The following is a 17,866-nucleotide window of genomic DNA, read 5'->3' on the forward strand; positions in this document are numbered from 1 at the left end:
CATAGCATTCAGGTCATTTGACGGGTATGACTCTTGCATGACGATATCTCGCCCTCTGGCAACGGCGGTGGCGTCGGTAACCCTGGGCATCGGTACGGGGGTTCTGACCAACCTGGTCACCGAGACCTGGACGTGGACGCTCGGCCTCGCGCTGCTCGCCTGCGCGGCGGGGCTCGTCCTGGTCCAGTGGCGGTCCACCGCGCCCCGCGCCGAGCCCCGGCGGACCGGCGTGCGCCTGGAGGTCCGGGACCACTCCCGGGCGGAGGACATCCGAACCGTGGCGTCCGACGGGGCCTCGGTGCACACGGAGGTCGAGGGCGGGTCCGCCTATCTGGACTCCACCGACCGGGCGCGCGACGCGGACATCACCCGCCGGATCGAGGGAGGTTCGACGGTCCGCCGGACGGACACGGAGGCCGGCCCCTGAGCGGACCGGGGGCCGCGGCCGCGACTGTTGCAGAACGCGCGCAGTCGTGGCCGTAACCCCCGGCACCACCCGATTGGACCAGGGATTTCCGGGTCCCATCGGCATCCGAACACCCGTCCTTTAGGGCGAGCTTGTCCGGGTTTGTCGACGGGCGTGTAACAGCGGTTAAGGGGCGGATCGGGGGCGGGAATCTGCGGGTCATGAACCACAACACCCCGCTCTCCCCCCGCCCCCTCCACCAGCTCGCCGACGCCCGCCGCCGGGTTCTGACGGCAACGCAGTTGCGCGCACACGGAGTTGCGACCGCCGAGATCAACGAGCAGTGCCGGGCCGGTGGCCCCTGGCAGCAGTTCCTGCCGGGCGTCTACCTGCTCCACCCCGGCCCGCCGACCAGCGAGGAGCGGCTGAACGCGGTCCTGCTGTACGCGGCGCGGGAGCGGACGGCCGGGGTGCCGTCCCAGCCGGAGGCGGACCAGCCGCACCGGCCGGTGTACGCCGAGGCGATGATCACCGGCCTCGCGGCGCTGACCCTGCACGGCTTCTCCGCCACTCCCCCGCTGACCTCCCTGGACCGCATCGACGTCCTGGTCCCGCGCCTGCGCCGGCTGCGCTCCACGGGCTGCGCCCGGATCGTCCGTACGCCGTCGCTGCCGAAGGCGGAGCAGGTCACGGGGCTGCCGGTGGCCCCCGTGCCGCGTGCCCTCGCCGACGCGGTGGCCGAACTCTCCGACGCGGGCGCCGTCCGCCGTCTGCTCACCGAGGCGGTGCGCGGCGGTCACTGCGAACCGGCGGCGGTGGTCCGGGAGTTGACCGCGGCGAAGCTGCTGGGCCGACCGCATGTGGTGGACGCCGTGGACTCCCTGCTGGCCGAGGGCCGCGCCATCGCCGAGGACCGCCTGTACACGATGGTCCGCGAGTACGGCCTGCCCGACCCGGTCTGGAACGTCGACCTGCGCCTGCCGGGCGGACCCCACCTCGGGGGCCTGGACGCGTACTGGCCCGAGCACGCGGTCGCGGTGGAACTGGACACCCGGGCCCCCCGCCAGGACGAGGACGCCCTGTGGTCGGAGTACGCCCGCAAGCGCGAGCACCTGGAGCGGCTCGGCATCACGGTCGTGTACGTCACTCCGAAGAAGCTCCGCGAGTCACTTGAGCAGCAGGCGGCCGTCGTCCGCACGGCCCTGATGGCGTCGGCGGACCGGGATCCGGCGGCGTATGTCGTGGTGTTGCCCCGGTAGGCAGACCAGGGGGACATCAGGAGGGGAGAGGAGGGGCCGCCGGGCGCTGCGCCGGGCGGCCCCTCCTCGTGTGTTCGCTACTTTCCGCAGAACTCCGCCTCCACCACCGCCTCCGTGTCCCCCGACCAGTCGCCGTTGAAGTTGAAGGACAGGGAGTGGCGGCCGTCGGTGGTGGTGACGGCCTCCGAGACCGAGCCGTGGATGCCGCCGCCGTGGCCCCAGACCTTGATGCCGCAGGACAGTTCGCGTTCCATCAGGCCGAGGCCGTAGCCGGCGTTCGGGGCCCCCTCGACCTCGACCGTGGTCTTCATCTCCTTCAACTGGCGAGGAGGCAGGAGCTTGCCCTTCTGCAGGGCGCTGTAGAAGCGGTTCAGGTCCGAGGAGTTGGAGATCATCTCGCCCGCCGCGTGGGCGAGGGTGGGGCTGAGGGTGGTGACGTCGTAGGTGGGGCCCGTCGTGGCGACGGCGAGCTTGCTGTAGGCGCGGCTGCTCGGCTGGGGGACGGTGACCCGGGTGCCGGGGACCGAGGTCGCGCGCATCTTGAGCGGGTCGAGGATGCGGGCGCGGATCTCGTCGCCGTAGGCGTGGCCGGTGGCCTGCTCGATCACCAGGCCCGCCAGGACGAAGTTGGTGTTGGAGTAGGACCAGTCGGTGCCGGGTTCGAAGACCGGCTCGTGGGTCATGGCGAGGGCGACCAGGTCCTCGGGCGGCGTGGTGTCGTAACGGTGCTGGAAGAAGCCGTCCTTGAGGAAGTAGGTCCGGACGAAGGTCTTGTCGTCCGTGTAGTTGTAAATGCCGCTGGTGTGGTTGAGGAGTTGGCGCAGGGTGATGCGGGTGCCGTCGTGGCCGTTGCCCTCGACCAGGCCCGGCAGCCACTTGTCCACCGTGTCGTCCAGGGACAGCCGGCCCTCGGCCTCCAGTTGGAGCAGCACGGTGGCGACGAAGGTCTTGGTGATGCTGCCGACGCGGTAACGGTCGTCCGCCGAGCGCTTCTTGCCCGTCCTCAGGTTGCCCACGCCCGCCGTGGCGGACCAGGCGCGGCCGCTCTCCCGCGCGGTGGCCGTCACTCCGGGCACCCCGTCCTTGACCGCCGCCCGCATCGCCTCGCGGGTGGCGGTGTGGCCGCCGTCCTTCGTGTCCGGGGCGGCGAGGGCGGGGCCCGCCAGGGCCGCGGAGAGCGCGAGCGCCGTGGCGGCCACCAGCGTGACGCGTACGCGTGTGGTCATGTCTTCCCCCTTCGTGGGCCCGGCGCGCCGCTCGCGCCAGGTCGGTCGGGAAGGCAGACCTGTGGTGGTTGGGGATGGTTGAGCTGTTGTAGTCCGGTTGGGTGAAATTCAGCCCTTCTCAAGCCAGACGGGCGGTGATCTCGGGGGTGTTCAGGGCTGGTCCGGGTTCGCGGGTGAGTACTCGGGGGCCGACCAGCGCAGGGGTACGGCGGAGGGGATCTCCCACACCTCCGCCAGGTGGAAGCGGACGCGTCGTTCGGGGGTCAGCTCCACCCTCGCCTCGCCCGTCAGGTGCAGGGCCGTGCCCGAGGTCCAGTCCAGGAGGAGCAGGCCCGCCCGGGGGTCGGTGGCGAGGTTGCCCAGGGACAGGAACATGGAGTTGCCCGGGTAGTCGCGCCAGCTCAGTTCGCGCGGCGACTCGACGCCGACGAAGCCCGGGTTGCCGCCTCGGTGGCTGGCGTCGGCGCCGTCCGCGTGGACGCTGGCCAGGAAGAAGGTGTCGGCGGCTGCGATGAACTCCGCCTGGCGCGCGGTCAGTTCGGTGGTACGCAGCGGCTTGCCCGGGCTTCGGTCCGGTACGTACTCGTACGTCTCCCTGCGTTGCAGGTACTTCGGGCAGTTGGCGAAGACCCGGTCCGCCTCGACCGCGAAGCCTCTCGGGGTCGGGCGCAGGGTGCCGTTCAGCCGCATCCGGCGCCGGGTGCGCGGGTCCAGGGCGAGGGTGCCGACGGGGGCGCCCTCGGTGGTCAGGGCCGTCGCGAGCGGGGAGGTCGAGGTGTCCCCGCTCGCGACGGAGATCCGACGGGGGCCGGTGGCGCGGACGAACCCCGGGACCCCGGCCAGCGGCGCCGCCCACACCCTGCCGTCCGCGGGGTCGGCGGCGCCGATCACCAGCAGCGGCTGGAGTTCCAGGAAGGCGGCGGCGACCGGCTTGATGCCTTCCCCGACGGACCGGCCGACGTGGGCGGCCAGGTCCCGCACGCCGAGCCGGTCCTGGAGGGCCAGTGAGCCCTCGTGGTAGATGGCCATGGTTAGAAGAATCCGCAGGTCGGAGCCGACTCATGGGGGGCCGGCGCGCCCTCGGCGCCGCTCGGCACCGAGATCTCCAGGCGGACGCCGTCGGGGTCGAAGAAGAAGATGCCCCCGGAGTCCGCCCCCTCGGCGTGGGCCACCATTCCGTCGTGGGCGAACTCCGCGCCGTACTCGCGCAGGGCCGTCTCGTACGCGCGGATCCTCTCGACGGAGTCCGCCTGGAAGGCGAGGTGGTGCAGGCCGGAACGGGCTCCGTCGTAGGCCTCCCCCGCCTGCTGCCACAGCGTGAGGACGGGGGCGCCGCCGTCGCCGAAGAACGCGTACCGCCGGCCCTCCTCCTTGCCCTCCGCCAGCAGGGAGAAGCCGAGGACGTCGCGGTAGAAGGCGAGCGAGCGGTCCAGGTCGGTGACGTTCAGGCCCACGTGGCCGGTGCGCAGGGTCATGGCTGCTCCCATCGGAGGCGGTGCGACTGCTTCTAACCGTTTAAAGTGAGGTTAGAGGTTAGAAACGGGGGCGTCAACCGGTCACGTACCCTTGACCGGTTAGTACGGAGGAGGAGCCCCCATGTCCGACCCCCGCCCGCACATCGGCGAACCGCTCGCGCTGGACCTGCTCAACACGCGCTGGATGCGGGACGGGGCCGTGCAGGACCTGCTCACCGACACCGACGGGCTCGCGATCTGGCTCGCCTCGAACGGCCTCGACCACCTCTGCCCCGCCGACGACACCGCCCTGCGCCATCTGCGCCAGGCCCGCGACGCGATCAAGGCCGCCGTCGACGGGTCACCGAAGGAGGCGGCGCCGCTCGTCGACGAGGTGCTCGCGCACGGCCGTATCCGCGCCACCCTCACCGCCGACGGCCCCGGCGAGGTGCCGGAGTTCCGCTCCCCGGCCTGGGGACCCGCCTGGCTCGCCGCCCGGAACTACCTCACGCTGCTGGTGACCGCGCCCGACCGGATCCGCGTCTGCGCCCACGAGGCCTGCGTCCTGTACTTCTTCGACACCTCGCGCAACGGCACCCGCCGCTGGCACTCCATGGCGACCTGCGGAAACCGCGCGAAGGCGTCCCGGCATTACGCCCGCGCCAAGGAGGACTGAGCGGGCGGACACCCGGCAGGGCGACTTGGGAGCTTTTGCCGAGGGTCACCCCGGAATACCGAAACTCGCCCGGAGTTACCGGTGAACGCCCCGGAAAGGGATAGCGGGTTTTCCCCATTCCTCCATTTCGATTGTGTCAACTCTCCCCAAACATCCTTGCCTTGGGTAAGGCTGAGCGACCGCTCCACGATCGTTCCTTTACTCACAAGGGATGCCGATGACCCACACCCCCCAGCGCGAACCCGTACCGGGTGCCAGACGCGCGGCCCGAATAGCCGTCGCGGCCGGGCTGGTGGCCGCGCTCTCCGCCGCCGGGCCGATACCCCTGGCCCTCGCCGCCGACTCCCCGGCCCCGGCCGACCCGGTCGTCAAGTCCGCTGACGACAAGCTCGGTTCGGACGACGCCGACCTGCTCGCCGAGGCCAAGGCGGCCGGTGACAAGCACGTCACGATGATGATCGCCACCGCTCCCGGCAAGACCGAGCAGGTCGCCGAGCAGCTCGACGCGGTCAAGGGCGGCTCGGTCGGCCGCACCTACGACAAGCTCGGCTACGTCCGGGCCACGGTGCCGACCGGCAAGGCGGACGCCGCCATCGCCGCCGCGGCGAAGCTCTCCTCCGTGCACGGCATCGACCTGCGCAAGGAGATCCCGCTGGACGACCCGGTCGTCCACACCAAGAAGTCGGGGTCCTCCGCGGCCACCTACCCGGCGCCGAACAAGAAGACGCCGGCCGAGAACCCGTACAACCCGTCCTTCGAGACCGGTGCCGTCGACTTCGTCGAGGACAACCCGAAGGCCGACGGCCGCGGCATCACCATCGGTGTGCTGGACTCCGGCGTGGACCTGTCCCACCCCGCGCTGCAGAAGACCACCACCGGTGAGCGGAAGATCGTCGACTGGGTCACCGCGACCGACCCGATCGTCGACGGCGACGCCACCTGGCGCCCGATGGTCAACGACGTGACCGGGCCCACCTTCACCTACTCCGGCCGCACCTGGACGGCACCCGCCGGGTCGTACCAGGTCAACCTGTTCCGCGAGTCGGTGACCGCGGGCGGTGACGCCAAGGGTGACGCGAACCGCGACGGCGACACCACCGACGCCTGGGGCGTGCTCTACGACGCCGCGGCCGGCACGGTCCGGGTCGACCTGAACAACAACTTCGACTTCAGTGACGACACCCCGATGAAGCCGTACAAGGACGGCTTCCAGATCGGGTGGTTCGGCACCGACAACCCGGACACCGACGTCGCCGAGCGGCAGCCGTTCGTCGTGGAGATCCGCAAGGACGTCCCGATGGACCCCTACGGCGGTGACTGGGTCGGCCAGAAGCGCGACTTCGTCAACATCGGTGTCATCGAGTCCGAGCACGGCACCCACGTCGCCGGTATCACCGCGGCCAAGGGCCTGTTCGGCGGCAGGATGAACGGTGCCGCGCCGGGCGCGAAGATCGTCTCCTCGCGCGCCTGCACCTGGAGCGGCGGCTGCACCAACGTCGCGCTCACCGAGGGCATGATCGACCTCGTCGTCAACCGCGGCGTCGACATCGTCAACATGTCCATCGGCGGTCTGCCGGCGCTCAACGACGGCAACAACGCGCGCGCCGAGCTCTACACCCGCCTGATCGACACCTACGGCGTCCAGCTGGTGATCTCCGCGGGCAACTCCGGCCCCGGTGCCAACACCATCGGCGACCCGGCCCTGGCCGACAAGGTCATCTCGGTCGGCGCCTCCGTCTCCCGCGAGACCTGGGCCGCCAACTACGGCTCCCAGGTCAAGACGCGGTACGCGATGATGCCGTTCTCCTCGCGCGGTCCGCGTGAGGACGGCGGGTTCACCCCGACGCTCGTGGCGCCGGGTGCCGCGATCAACACCATCCAGACCTGGCTGCCGGGAGCCCCGGTCGCCGAGGCGGGCTACGACCTGCCGGCCGGCTACGGCATGCTGCAGGGCACCTCGATGGCCTCCCCGCAGGCCGCCGGTGCCTCCGCGCTGCTGCTGAGCGCCGCCAAGCAGAAGGGCATCGCGCTCACCCCGGCCACCCTGCGCACCGCGCTCACCTCGACCGCCGACCACATCAAGGGTGTGCAGGCGTACGAGGAAGGCGCCGGCCTGATCAACATCCCGGACGCCTGGAAGGCGATCAAGAAGGGCGCGACCGCGCACACCTACACGGTGAAGGCGCCGGTCGACACCGCGATCGACCAGTTCCTGAAGACGCCCGGCTACGGCACCGGCCTCTACGACCGCGAGGGCGGCCTGAAGGCCGGTCAGAAGAAGACGTACGAGATCACTCTGACCCGTACGTCCGGCGCCGACCGCGCGATCCGGCACGAGCTGCACTTCGAGAACAACGCCGGTGGCACCTTCAGGATCGTCGGCTCCGACGAGGTGAAGCTGCCGCTGAACAAGCCGGTCACCGTCAAGGTGCAGGCCAAGCCGAAGTCCGCCGGGCTCAAGAGCGCGATCCTTGAGGTCGACGACCCGAGCACCAAGGGCACCGACAAGCTGGTCATGACGACGGTCGTGGTCTCCGCGCCGCTGAAGTTCAGCTACTCGGGCTCCGGCACGGTGCAGCGCAACGCCACCCAGCACCACTTCGTGACCGTCCCCGAGGGCGCCAAGTCCCTTGAGGTCGCGATCGGCGGGCTGAAGGGCAAGAGCCAGACCCGGTTCATCTCCATCCACCCGTACGGCGTCCCGGTCGACACCACGTCCACGCCGAACTGCTACAACAACTACCTCGACGGCAACGGCTGCCGCCCGGACGTGCGTTCGTACGCCGACCCGCAGCCCGGCGTCTGGGAGATCGAGGTCGAGGCGCGCCGTACGTCGCCGCTGCTCGACAACCCCTACAAGCTGGACGTCACCGTGCTCGGCGCGGCCTTCGACCCGGAGACCGTGACCGTGCCCGAGGCCAAGGTCGGCACCCCGGTCGAGGCCTCCTGGAAGGTGACGAACAACTTCGCCGCCCTGGACGGCAAGCTGGCCGGCGGCCCGCTCGGCTCCTCGAAGGCGGCCCGGCCGACCATCGCCGAGCACGAGACCCACACCACCACGGTCGAGGTGCCCGAGGGCGCCACGTCCCTGGACGTGGCGATCGGCAAGGTCACCGACACGGCCGCCGACCTGGACCTGACGGTCTTCGACAAGGACGGCAACCAGGTCGCGCAGTCCGCCGACGGCGACTCCGAGGAGTCGGTCTCCATCGCCGAGCCGGCCGCCGGTACCTACACGATCGAGGTCGACGGCTACTCGGTGCCGTCCGGCTCCACGGCCTACGACTACCTCGACGTGTTCTTCTCCGCCGCGCTCGGCTCGGTCACGGTCGACGAGTCGGCGCCGGTGAAGCTGGGCACGGGCGGCACCGCCACGGTGGCGGCGAGCGTCACCGCCAAGGCGGGCGCGCCGGAGGGCCGTGAGTTCTTCGGCCAGGTCCAGCTGGTCAACGCGCGCGGCACGGTCGCGGGCGCGGGCAGCGTGAAGATCGAGAAGGTCACGCCGTAGCGGATACGCAGGTGACCAGGGGCGGGCGTCCGAACGGGCGCCCGCCCTTTCTCGTGCGGTCCGCTACGAACACTTCAGGTCGGCCGCGCCCGACAGCGAGCGGTTGATCCGGTCCCGTTCCGGGGCGATCTCCTTCTCGCCGACGAGCCACATGTCGGGCGACGCCCCCTTCTCGGGCACGCCGATCAGGACCTCGTCGCCGGTCCGCAGACCGGGGGCGGTGTTCTTGTCGATGACGTAGGTGAGGGGCTTGCCCTTCACACTCTTCGCGTACGCGGGCTCGGGCACGTAGACCTCGGTGGCCTTCACCTCCACGCGGACCAGTTCCGGGTCGTTCCCGGCCGGTCCGGCGGCGGTGACCTGGCCCTCGGCGACCAGGTAGGCGCAGGCCAGGTAGCGGGGGCTGCCGAAGAGTGTGCCGCCGCTCTCCATGTCGGCCTGTCCCTTCGCCGCGGCGGAGGAGTCGCCGCCGTTGTCCGCGTCCCCGCTCATCCCGGACTGCGTCACCAGCCAGCCGAGCCCCGCCACCGTGCTCGCCGCGGCGGCCACCGCCAGCGAGCCGAGGGCCACGCGGAACATACGGCGTCTGGTGGGGCGAAGTGGACGGGCCGGACGCGGGGCGGGTTCCGGAACCGGGCGGGCCGCGGGGGCGCTCGGGTCGGACAGCGCGTGTCCGATGATGCCCAGCTGTTCGCGCAGCACGGCGAGGTCGGCCGTGGCCGTGCGGTGCTCGGCGCGGGTGGCGGCGTCCGCGTCGGCGGGCAGGGGTTCGTCGGTGAGCGCGGCCATCAGCGCGTCGATGCCGCTGTGCTCGGCGGTCATGTCACACCACCTCGTCCTCGTGCAGTCGGGCCCGCAGGGCCCGTACCGCCGTGTGCAGCCTGCTCTTGACCGTGCCCTCGGGGACGGCGAGCTGCTCGGCGATATCGCGTACGGGAAGATCGGCGAAGAAGCGCAGGACGACCACCTGGCGCTGGGCGTCGGGCAGTTGGTCCAGGCCCTGGGCCACGGCGAGGGAGAGCACGCTGGTGTCCTCGCCGGACGGGTGCTCGGCCTGCCGCAGGGCGGCGAGGCGTTCGCCGAGCCGCTCCTGGCGGCGCTTGGCCCGGTGCCAGTCCATGGCGAGGTTGGAGGCGACCACCGCCGCCCACGCCGAGACGTCCCGCGGCGCCTCCTTGCCGCTGGCCGCGCGTTCCAGCAGCCGCAGGCGGACCTGCTGTACCCCGTCCAGCAGGTCCGCCTGCGGCACACCGCCGAGCGCGAGCACCGCCCGCACTCTGCGCTCCTGAGCCGCGTCCAGAGGATCGTCCGGTACGACCGGCGCCCCGTCCCTCTGGCCACGGCGGGCCATTCTGCGCAGCACAGCCACCCTCCCCTCGCCGCGTTTCTCCTATGACGCGGGTGGGGGCGGAAACGTTCGACACGAGTTCGGGGAGATTCCCGTCGGGTCCGGTCACCCCTGCGGAACCGTTTCTTCACATCTCCACCACTGCCACCATGTGCGCCATGACGATCATCACGAAGGGGGCCAACACCCCTGTTCCGGCAGGTCTGCTGAGGGTGGCGGTGTGCCGCCGCAAGGCCGCCGGGGCACCGGCCGTGGAGGTCTCCGCGCTGCTGCTGGACGCGGTGGGCAAGGTGCGCGGCGACGCCGACCTGGTCTTCCACAGCCAGCCCGTGCATCCCTCGGGTGCGGTACGGCACATCGGCACCGGGGACAGCGGGGAGCAGCTCGCCCAGTGGCTGGAGCTGGATCTGCCCCGGGTGGAACCGGCCGTCCAGCGCGTGCTGATCGCCGCCTCCTGCGACGACGGCACCTTCGGGGCGGTGCCCGGTCTCGCGGCGCAGACCGTCGCGCCGGACGGCACGATCGTCGTGCACTACGAGGTGACGGACGCGAGCACCGAGACGGCGTTCGTACTGGGCGAGTTCTACCGGCGCGACGGTCAGTGGAAGTTCCGCGCGGTGGGACAGGGGTACGACACCGGGCTCGCGGGGCTGGCGACGGACTTCGGGATCGTGGTGGCGGAGCCGCGGGTTTCCCGGGGGCCGGTGGTGAACCCCGGGGTGACGAAGGTGGCGGAACCCCCGGCCGGAGCGATACCGGCACCGGCCGCAGCCGCGGCACCCACCGGGCCTGCGGGCCCCGCCGCCCCGACCGCCCCGATTACCCCCGCCGCCCCGACCGCCCCTATTACCCCCGCCGCCCCGGCCGCCCCGATTACCCCGGCCGCGCAGGGCTCGGGTGGTGGGCGGGCTCTCGGCCCCTTCGGCCCGGAGTTCCGCCCCTGGTCCCGCAGCGGCCGCGGCAGCCGCGAGATCGCGGCGAGGCTGCCCGCGGGCCCGGTGATCGTGGAGGCGGAGCACGAGGGCGAGGGTCTGTTCGGCATCGATGTCCTCGATGCCGACAAGCAGCCGGACCGATTGGTGCACAACACTGTCCGGTCCCCCTACCGGGGCCGGAGCCTGGCCGTGGCACCGGAGGGGCGCCGACTGCGGCTGCGGGTGGAGGCACAGGGAGCATGGAAGGTCACCGTGCTGCCGGTGTCCGCGGCGCGCCCGATCGCCCCCGGTGAGACCGTGAGCGGTTCCGGTCGCGAGGTGCTGCGCTGGGACGGGCCCGCGGGCGATCTGCAGGGGCGGTTCGACGGTGGACGCAACGCGCAGCTGTTCTGCGTGGACGCCCTCGACCCCGGCCATCTGACCGCACTCCACGAGGGCCGCCTCCTCTTCAACGAGATGGGACGGGTCGACAAGACCGTCCCGCTCTCGCGCGGTCCGGTGTTCGTCACGGTGAAGGACGGCGAGGGCGCCTGGCGGCTCAAGGCGCTCCCCATCCCCGTCCTCACCACCACGGCCGCCCCCGCCGACGGCGTCTACCAGGGCCGCCGGGACGCCGTCGTCACCCTGGTCAACCCGTGGCCCGGCCGTCCGGCCCTGCTGGAGTACGACATCTGCGGCGCCGGTCGGCAGGCCCACACGGTGACCCAGCTCGACGAGTACGGCGACTCGGACGGGGAGTGGATGAACGGCACCCGGCACGGCCGGCGCGGCAGCCATCTGCTGTTCGCCCGGGGCCAGGAGCGGTGCACCCTGGAGATCCGCGGCACCTCCAAGTGGCGGCTGAGGGTGCGGCCCGTCGAGGAGGCGCCCCTGTTGAAGGGCCCGGTGGAGGGCACCGGCAGCACACTCCTGCGCTACCAGGGCCCGCCCACGCTGCTCCGGCTGTTCCGCACGACCGAGGAGGCCGGTTATCTGGTCGCGCACGCGATGAACCCTCCGCGCGGCCAGAGCGCCCTCGTCGCCGACACGGACACCCGCCGCCGCCCGGTCGTGGGCCCCGTCTGGGTCGATCCCGAGGGCCTGTGCTGCGTCCGTGTCCAGGCGGGCGACGGGGTGGGCTGGCGCGTCGAACCCGTGCCGCTCGACGAGGCCCCGGTCATCGGCGGGCGCGTCCGGCGGGTGGCGGGCAAGGGATTCGGAGTCGTACGTCACACCGGACCCGAGACGGAGATGCTGGTCACTCACGACTACGGTCCGCTGTCCAATCTGATCCCCCTCATCGAACTGGACGAAAACCTGTTCCCGGTGCGTCGCGTCGCAAGATCCCTCGGCCATCACCGGATCCCGGCGGGATTCCTCCAGGTCCGCGGTTTGGGCGAGTGGGAGCTGGAGAGGCGGGGCTGAGACGGGGGACGGTCCATCCCTCGGGCAAACGATTGGACACATATGGCCGGGTCCCCCGCATCATGGAGGGGTCCGGCCGTCCGGGCACGCACAGGTAGATCACGCAGAGGAGTCCCCCGTGAAGGTAGGAATCGTCGGAGCCACCGGACAGGTCGGCACGGTCATGCGCAGGATCCTCACGGAGCGGAACTTCCCGGTCACCGAGCTGCGCCTGTTCGCCTCCGCCCGGTCGGCGGGGACGGTCCTGGACGGGGTCACGGTGGAGGACGCGGCGACGGCCGACTACACGGGCCTGGACATCGTGCTGTTCTCAGCGGGCGGCGCGACCTCCAAGGCGCTGGCCGAGAAGGTCGCCTCGCAGGGCGCCGTCGTGATCGACAACTCCTCGGCCTGGCGCAAGGACCCCGAGGTGCCGCTGGTGGTGTCCGAGGTCAACCCGCACGCCATCGCGAACCGCCCCAAGGGGATCATCGCCAACCCGAACTGCACCACCATGGCCGCGATGCCCGTGCTCAAGGTGCTGCACGAGGAGGCGGGCCTTGAGGCGCTGGTCGCCACCACCTACCAGGCGGTGTCCGGATCCGGCCTCGCGGGTGTGGCGGAACTGCACGGGCAGGTGCAGAAGGTCGTCGCGGACGCGGACAAGCTGACGCACGACGGTGCGGCGGTGGACTTCCCCGAGCCGCAGGTCTACAAGCGGCCGATCGCCTTCAACGTGCTGCCCCTCGCCGGGAACCTCGTGGACGACGGTCTGAACGAGACGGACGAGGAGCAGAAGCTCCGCAACGAGTCCCGCAAGATCCTGGAGATCCCCGAGCTGAAGGTCTCCGGCACCTGTGTCCGGGTCCCGGTGTTCTCCGGTCACTCCCTCCAGGTCAACGCCCGCTTCGCGCGGCCGGTCAGCCCCGAGCGGGCGACCGAGCTGCTGGCGTCCGCGCCGGGGGTGGAGCTGTCCGACATCCCGACCCCGCTCCAGGCCGCCGGCAAGGACGCCTCGTACGTCGGGCGCATCCGCCGCGACGAGACGGTCGACAACGGCCTCGCGCTGTTCATCTCCAACGACAACCTCCGCAAGGGCGCCGCGCTGAACGCGGTGCAGATCGCGGAGCTGGTGGCGGAGGAGCTGAAGGGCTGACGCCGAGCACGGAAGAGGGCGGCCCCCTGGCACGACGGGGGCCGCCCTCTTTTTGTTTTTCGCCCCCGTCGCCCCTACCCGTTCCCGTCCCCTGGGGGCTGCCGCCCCCAGACCCCCGTTTCGGCCCTGAACGGGCCTCGTCCTCAAACGCCGGACGGGCTGAAACACCGGCGGGCTGCAATCAGCCCCTCCGGCGTTTGAGGAGCGGGGGTCCAGGGGGCAGCGGGCGGCGGGGGCGAGGGAAAACCCTCGTCGCCGTGGCCACGCTCCCATGGAAGGATGGCCGAACCCACACATAACGAGGAGATGACCGCGTGCCTGGCACAAACCTGACTCGCGAAGAGGCGCAGCAGCGGGCGAAGCTGCTCACCGTTGACTCGTACGAGATCGATCTCGACCTCTCGGGCGCGCAGGAGGGCGGCACCTACCGGTCCGTGACCACAGTGCGCTTCGACGTCGCCGAAAGCGGCGCCGAGACCTTCATCGACCTGGTCGCCCCCACCGTGCACGAGGTGACCCTCAACGGCGAACCGCTCGACCCGGCGGAGGTCTTCAAGGACTCCCGCATCGCCCTGCCGGGCCTGCTGGAGGGACGCAACGTCCTGCGCGTCGCCGCGGACTGCGCGTACACCAACACCGGCGAGGGCCTGCACCGGTTCGTCGACCCGGTCGACCAGCAGGCGTACCTGTACACCCAGTTCGAGGTGCCGGACGCCCGCCGCGTCTTCGCCTCCTTCGAGCAGCCGGATCTGAAGGCGACCTTCCAGTTCACCGTGAAGGCCCCGGAGGGCTGGACGGTCATCTCCAACTCGCCCACCCCGGAGCCCAAGGACAACGTCTGGTCCTTCGAGCCGACGCCGCGTATCTCGACGTACATCACGGCGCTCATCGTCGGCCCGTACCACTCCGTGCACAGCGTGTACGAGAAGGACGGCCAGTCCGTCCCGCTCGGTATCTACTGCCGTCCCTCGCTCGCCGAGTTCCTCGACTCGGACGCGATCTTCGAGGTCACCCGGCAGGGCTTCGACTGGTTCCAGGAGAAGTTCGACTACCAGTACCCCTTCAAGAAGTACGACCAGCTCTTCGTGCCCGAGTTCAACGCGGGCGCCATGGAGAACGCGGGCGCGGTCACCATCCGCGACCAGTACGTCTTCCGCTCGAAGGTGACGGACGCCGCGTACGAGGTCCGCGCGGAGACGATCCTCCACGAGCTGGCCCACATGTGGTTCGGTGACCTGGTCACCATGGAGTGGTGGAACGACCTGTGGCTGAACGAGTCGTTCGCCACCTACACCTCCATCGCCTGCCAGGCCTACGCGCCGGAGAGCCGCTGGCCGCACGCGTGGACAACGTTCGCGAACTCCATGAAGACGTGGGCGTACCGGCAGGACCAGCTGCCCTCCACGCACCCGATCATGGCCGAGATCCGGGACCTGGACGACGTCCTGGTCAACTTCGACGGCATCACCTACGCCAAGGGCGCCTCGGTCCTCAAGCAGCTCGTCGCCTACGTCGGCATGGACGAGTTCTTCGCGGGCGTGCAGGCCTACTTCAAGCGCCACGCCTACGGCAACACCCGCCTGTCCGACCTGCTCGGCGCGCTGGAGGAGACCTCCGGGCGCGACCTGAAGAACTGGTCGGAGAAATGGCTCCAGACCGCCGGCATCAACATCCTGCGCCCGCAGATCGAGACCGACGCGGACGGTGCCGTCACCTCCTTCGCCATCCGCCAGGAGGCCCCGGCGCTCCCGGCGGGCGCCAAGGGCGAGCCGACGCTGCGCCCGCACCGCATCGCGGTGGGCCTGTACGAGCGGGACGAGGAGAGCGGCAAGCTGGTGCGCGACGAGCGCATCGAGCTGGACGTGGACGGCGAGCTGACCGAGGTGCCGCAGCTCGTCGGCAAGCGCCGCCCGGCGGTCGTGCTGCTCAACGACGACGACCTGTCGTACGCCAAGGTCCGCCTCGACGAGCAGTCGCTGGCCTACGTCACCGAGCACCTCGGCGACTTCGAGTCCTCCCTGCCGCGCGCCCTGTGCTGGGCCTCGGCCTGGGACATGACGCGGGACGCCGAACTGCCCGCCCGTGACTACCTCTCGCTGGTGCTGTCCGGCATCGGCAAGGAGTCGGACATCGGTGTCGTGCAGTCGCTGCACCGCCAGGTGAAGCTGGCCGTCGACCTGTACGCCGACCCCGCCTCCCGCGAGGCGCTGCTGGCCCGCTGGACCGACGCCACGCTGGCCCACCTGCGCTCCGCCCCGGCCGGCGGGGACCACCAGCTGGCGTGGGCGCGCGCGTTCGCGGCGACCGCCCGTACGCCGGAGCAGCTGGACCTGCTGGAGGGCTTGCTGGACGGCACGCAGTCGATCGAGGGCCTGGCCGTCGACACCGAGCTGCGCTGGGCGTTCGTCGAGCGGCTCGCCGCGGTGGGCCGCTTCGACGAGGCGGAGATCGCGGGCGAATACGAGCGGGACAGGACCGCGGCGGGTGAGCGGCACGCCGCCACGGCGCGCGCCGCGCGGCCGACCCCGGAGGCGAAGGCGGAGGCGTGGGCCTCGGTCATCGAGTCCGACAAGCTCCCGAACGCGGTGCAGGAGGCGGTGATCGGCGGCTTCGTCCAGACCGACCAGCGTGAGCTGCTGGCGCCGTACACGGAGAAGTTCTTCGAGGTACTGAAGGACATCTGGGACGCCCGCTCCCACGAGATCGCCCAGCAGATCGCGGTCGGTCTGTACCCGACGATCCAGGTCTCCGAGGAGACCCTGGCCCGTACGGACCGCTGGCTGGAGGAGGCCGCGCCGAACGCGGCCCTGCGCCGTCTGGTCTCGGAGTCCCGCTCGGGCGTGGAGCGCGCCCTGAGGGCCCAGGCCGCGGACGCGACCGCCGCCCAGTAGGGCACGGGGCACACACGGCCGGGGGCGTTCCGTCATCACGACGGAACGCCCCCGCTGTTTACCGCCCTGTCCGCCTACCGTCGCAGCGCCGGTTCCGCGGCCTTCGCCGGATGCCTCGGGGTCTTGTTCCCGGCCACGGGGACGGACCGTGCGGTGCCTCCCTTCCCGCCCGGCACCAGTTGCCCCGCCACCGTCGCGCCCAGCGCCAGCGCCATGCCGGTCAGTTGCACCGGCGTCAGCGACTCCCCCAGCGCGGCCCAGCCGACGACCGCCGCGGTGAGCGGGGAGAGCGGGATCAGGAAGGTGACCTGGGTGGCGGTGAGGCGCCCAATACCGCGGAACCAGAGCCAGTACGCGACGGCCGTACCGGCGAGGGCCAGGTACAGGTAGCCGCCGACCGCGCGGGCGTCCAGCGCGGGCGGCGCGCCCTCGACCAGGAAGGCGACCGGCGCGATCAGCAGCCCGCCGACGGTGAGCTGCCAGCCGGCCAGCGCGGTCGGTCCGGCGCCCTCGGGGCGGCCCCACTTCTTGGCCAGCACCGTGCCGGTGGACATCGAGGCGGTGGAGGCGAGGGCCGCCGAGACGCCGAGCGGGTCCAGGGCGCCGACCGCCTTCAGCACGACCAGGCTCACCCCGAACGCGGCCGCCGCCCCGGTGACCAGGGCCCGTACCGTCGGCCTCTGCGCGAGCAGCAGCGCCGACAGGCCCACCACGAACAGGGGCCCGATCGAACCGACGACCGCGGCGAGCCCGCCGGGCAGCCGGTACGCGGCCAGGAACAGCAGCGGGAAGAAGGCGCCGATGTTGAGCGCGCCGAGCGCCGCGGCACGGCGCCACCAGATGCCGTGCGGCAGGACCCGGGCGAACGCGAGGAGCAGCAGTCCGGCGGGCAGGGCGCGCATCAGGCCGGTGAACAGCGGGCGGTCCGGCGGCAGGAACTCGGTGGTGACGTAGTAGGTGGTGCCCCAGGACGCGGGGGCCAGGGCGGTGACGGCGATGAGCGCGGGGCGGCTGGTGGCCATGGGACGCACCCTTCAGATAGATCGATAGAAAGTAGCTTAGTCCTAAGCTACTTTTCGTCAAGCCACTTTCTTGCGGGCGACTCTTCCAGCCCCGATACTCGGCCCATGAACGCACGCCCTGGGCCACGCAAGGACGCCGTCGACGCGATCATCGAGCAGTGGGCGGCCGTCCGGCCCGACCTGGACACGGCCGCGATGGAGGTCTTCGGGCGGATCAACCGCATCTCGCGCGCGGTGGGCGACCGCCAGGAGAAGACCTACGGCCGGTTCGGGATCTCCCGGGGCGAGTTCGACGTCCTCGCCACCCTGCGCCGCTCGGGCGAGCCGTACACCCTCTCGCCCCGCCAGCTCTCGGCGACGCTGATGCTGACCACGGGCGGCATGACCGGGCGGCTGGACAAGCTGGAGCGGGCCGGGCTGCTGCGCCGCTCGCCCGACCCGCACGACCGGCGGGGGCTCCAGGTGAGCCTGACCGACGAAGGACTGCGGCTCGTCGACGAGGCGGTCGGCGCCGGACTCGCCGTCCAGACAGAGGCACTGTCCGCCCTGAACAGCGAACAGGTCGGCCAACTGGCCGACCTGTTGCGGGAACTGCTCGCCGG

General features: G+C 71.4%; 14 protein-coding genes. 8 read left to right on the forward strand and 6 right to left on the reverse strand.

Going from position 1 to position 17,866, the window contains the following annotated elements:
- Positions 1–37 precede the first annotated feature (37 nt).
- Both GA0115233_RS31960 and GA0115233_RS31965 read left to right on the forward strand, forming a co-directional pair.
- Positions 38–427 (forward strand): hypothetical protein, encoded by a 390-nt coding sequence (locus tag GA0115233_RS31960; protein WP_141689593.1) that lies wholly within the window; start codon positions 38–40, stop codon positions 425–427.
- 200 nt (positions 428–627) lie between these two features.
- Complete coding sequence (locus GA0115233_RS31965; RefSeq protein WP_093723818.1) at positions 628–1,665, forward strand: hypothetical protein; 1,038 nt, start codon at positions 628–630, stop codon at positions 1,663–1,665.
- A gap of 77 nt (positions 1,666–1,742) precedes the next feature.
- Here GA0115233_RS31965 and GA0115233_RS31970 read toward each other — a convergent pair whose 3' ends face one another.
- The 3 genes from GA0115233_RS31970 to GA0115233_RS31980 form a co-directional block, all read right to left on the reverse strand.
- On the reverse strand, positions 1,743–2,891 hold the full coding sequence (locus tag GA0115233_RS31970; protein WP_176712016.1) for a serine hydrolase domain-containing protein: 1,149 nt from the start codon (positions 2,889–2,891) through the stop codon (positions 1,743–1,745).
- A 150-nt stretch (positions 2,892–3,041) separates the two neighbouring features.
- On the reverse strand, positions 3,042–3,920 hold the full coding sequence (locus GA0115233_RS31975) for a pyridoxamine 5'-phosphate oxidase family protein (protein WP_093723819.1): 879 nt from the start codon (positions 3,918–3,920) through the stop codon (positions 3,042–3,044).
- A 2-nt stretch (positions 3,921–3,922) separates the two neighbouring features.
- Complete coding sequence (locus tag GA0115233_RS31980; protein ID WP_093723820.1) at positions 3,923–4,366, reverse strand: VOC family protein; 444 nt, start codon at positions 4,364–4,366, stop codon at positions 3,923–3,925.
- Between the two features lie 121 nt (positions 4,367–4,487).
- Here GA0115233_RS31980 and GA0115233_RS31985 point away from each other — a divergent pair, with 121 nt between their 5' ends.
- Together GA0115233_RS31985 and GA0115233_RS31990 are read left to right on the forward strand one after the other, a co-directional pair.
- Positions 4,488–5,021, forward strand: a complete 534-nt coding sequence (locus tag GA0115233_RS31985; RefSeq protein WP_093723821.1) for a CGNR zinc finger domain-containing protein — start codon at positions 4,488–4,490, stop codon at positions 5,019–5,021.
- Positions 5,022–5,238: 217 nt separating this feature from the next.
- Positions 5,239–8,529 (forward strand): S8 family serine peptidase, encoded by a 3,291-nt coding sequence (locus GA0115233_RS31990; protein WP_093723831.1) that lies wholly within the window; start codon positions 5,239–5,241, stop codon positions 8,527–8,529.
- Positions 8,530–8,592: 63 nt separating this feature from the next.
- Here GA0115233_RS31990 and GA0115233_RS31995 read toward each other — a convergent pair whose 3' ends face one another.
- Together GA0115233_RS31995 and GA0115233_RS32000 are read right to left on the reverse strand one after the other, a co-directional pair.
- Positions 8,593–9,351, reverse strand: coding sequence for a hypothetical protein (locus tag GA0115233_RS31995; protein ID WP_093723822.1), 759 nt, complete (start codon positions 9,349–9,351; stop codon positions 8,593–8,595).
- Between the two features lies 1 nt (position 9,352).
- Positions 9,353–9,898 carry an RNA polymerase sigma factor gene (locus GA0115233_RS32000; RefSeq protein WP_176712017.1) on the reverse strand — a complete coding sequence of 182 codons (546 nt, stop codon included), beginning with the start codon at positions 9,896–9,898 and terminating at the stop codon, positions 9,353–9,355.
- Between the two features lie 137 nt (positions 9,899–10,035).
- Here GA0115233_RS32000 and GA0115233_RS40740 point away from each other — a divergent pair, with 137 nt between their 5' ends.
- The 3 genes from GA0115233_RS40740 to pepN all read left to right on the forward strand — a co-directional run bounded on the left by GA0115233_RS40740 (position 10,036) and on the right by pepN (position 16,242).
- Positions 10,036–12,216, forward strand: coding sequence for a TerD family protein (locus tag GA0115233_RS40740; protein WP_255310426.1), 2,181 nt, complete (start codon positions 10,036–10,038; stop codon positions 12,214–12,216).
- A gap of 118 nt (positions 12,217–12,334) precedes the next feature.
- Entirely contained in the window at positions 12,335–13,351 is a 1,017-nt protein-coding gene (locus GA0115233_RS32010; protein ID WP_093723824.1) for an aspartate-semialdehyde dehydrogenase, read from the forward strand.
- Positions 13,352–13,665: 314 nt separating this feature from the next.
- On the forward strand, positions 13,666–16,242 hold the full coding sequence (gene pepN / locus GA0115233_RS32015) for an aminopeptidase N (protein ID WP_093723825.1): 2,577 nt from the start codon (positions 13,666–13,668) through the stop codon (positions 16,240–16,242).
- Between the two features lie 74 nt (positions 16,243–16,316).
- Here the strand turns inward: pepN and GA0115233_RS32020 are convergent, their stop codons facing one another.
- Complete coding sequence (locus GA0115233_RS32020) at positions 16,317–17,264, reverse strand: EamA family transporter (protein ID WP_093723826.1); 948 nt, start codon at positions 17,262–17,264, stop codon at positions 16,317–16,319.
- A 105-nt stretch (positions 17,265–17,369) separates the two neighbouring features.
- Between GA0115233_RS32020 and GA0115233_RS32025 the strand changes: the two genes are divergently transcribed.
- Positions 17,370–17,866: MarR family winged helix-turn-helix transcriptional regulator (locus tag GA0115233_RS32025; RefSeq protein ID WP_093723827.1), on the forward strand; the 497-nt coding region annotated here is incomplete at its 3' end.

The sequence above is a fragment of the Streptomyces sp. DI166 genome (assembly GCF_900091315.1).
Taxonomy (GTDB): Bacteria; Actinomycetota; Actinomycetes; order Streptomycetales; family Streptomycetaceae; genus Streptomyces; species Streptomyces fuscus.

Coding starts and splice junctions, on each gene's coding strand:
- GA0115233_RS31965 (WP_093723818.1), top strand. CDS start 628: ATGAACCACAACACCCCGCTCTCCCCCCGCCCCCTCCACCAGCTCGCC.
- GA0115233_RS32020 (WP_093723826.1), bottom strand. CDS start 17,264: ATGGCCACCAGCCGCCCCGCGCTCATCGCCGTCACCGCCCTGGCCCCC.
- GA0115233_RS31970 (WP_176712016.1), bottom strand. CDS start 2,891: ATGACCACACGCGTACGCGTCACGCTGGTGGCCGCCACGGCGCTCGCG.
- GA0115233_RS31980 (WP_093723820.1), bottom strand. CDS start 4,366: ATGACCCTGCGCACCGGCCACGTGGGCCTGAACGTCACCGACCTGGAC.
- GA0115233_RS40740 (WP_255310426.1), top strand. CDS start 10,036: ATGACGATCATCACGAAGGGGGCCAACACCCCTGTTCCGGCAGGTCTG.
- GA0115233_RS31960 (WP_141689593.1), top strand. CDS start 38: ATGACGATATCTCGCCCTCTGGCAACGGCGGTGGCGTCGGTAACCCTG.
- GA0115233_RS31990 (WP_093723831.1), top strand. CDS start 5,239: ATGACCCACACCCCCCAGCGCGAACCCGTACCGGGTGCCAGACGCGCG.
- GA0115233_RS31985 (WP_093723821.1), top strand. CDS start 4,488: ATGTCCGACCCCCGCCCGCACATCGGCGAACCGCTCGCGCTGGACCTG.
- GA0115233_RS31995 (WP_093723822.1), bottom strand. CDS start 9,351: ATGACCGCCGAGCACAGCGGCATCGACGCGCTGATGGCCGCGCTCACC.
- GA0115233_RS31975 (WP_093723819.1), bottom strand. CDS start 3,920: ATGGCCATCTACCACGAGGGCTCACTGGCCCTCCAGGACCGGCTCGGC.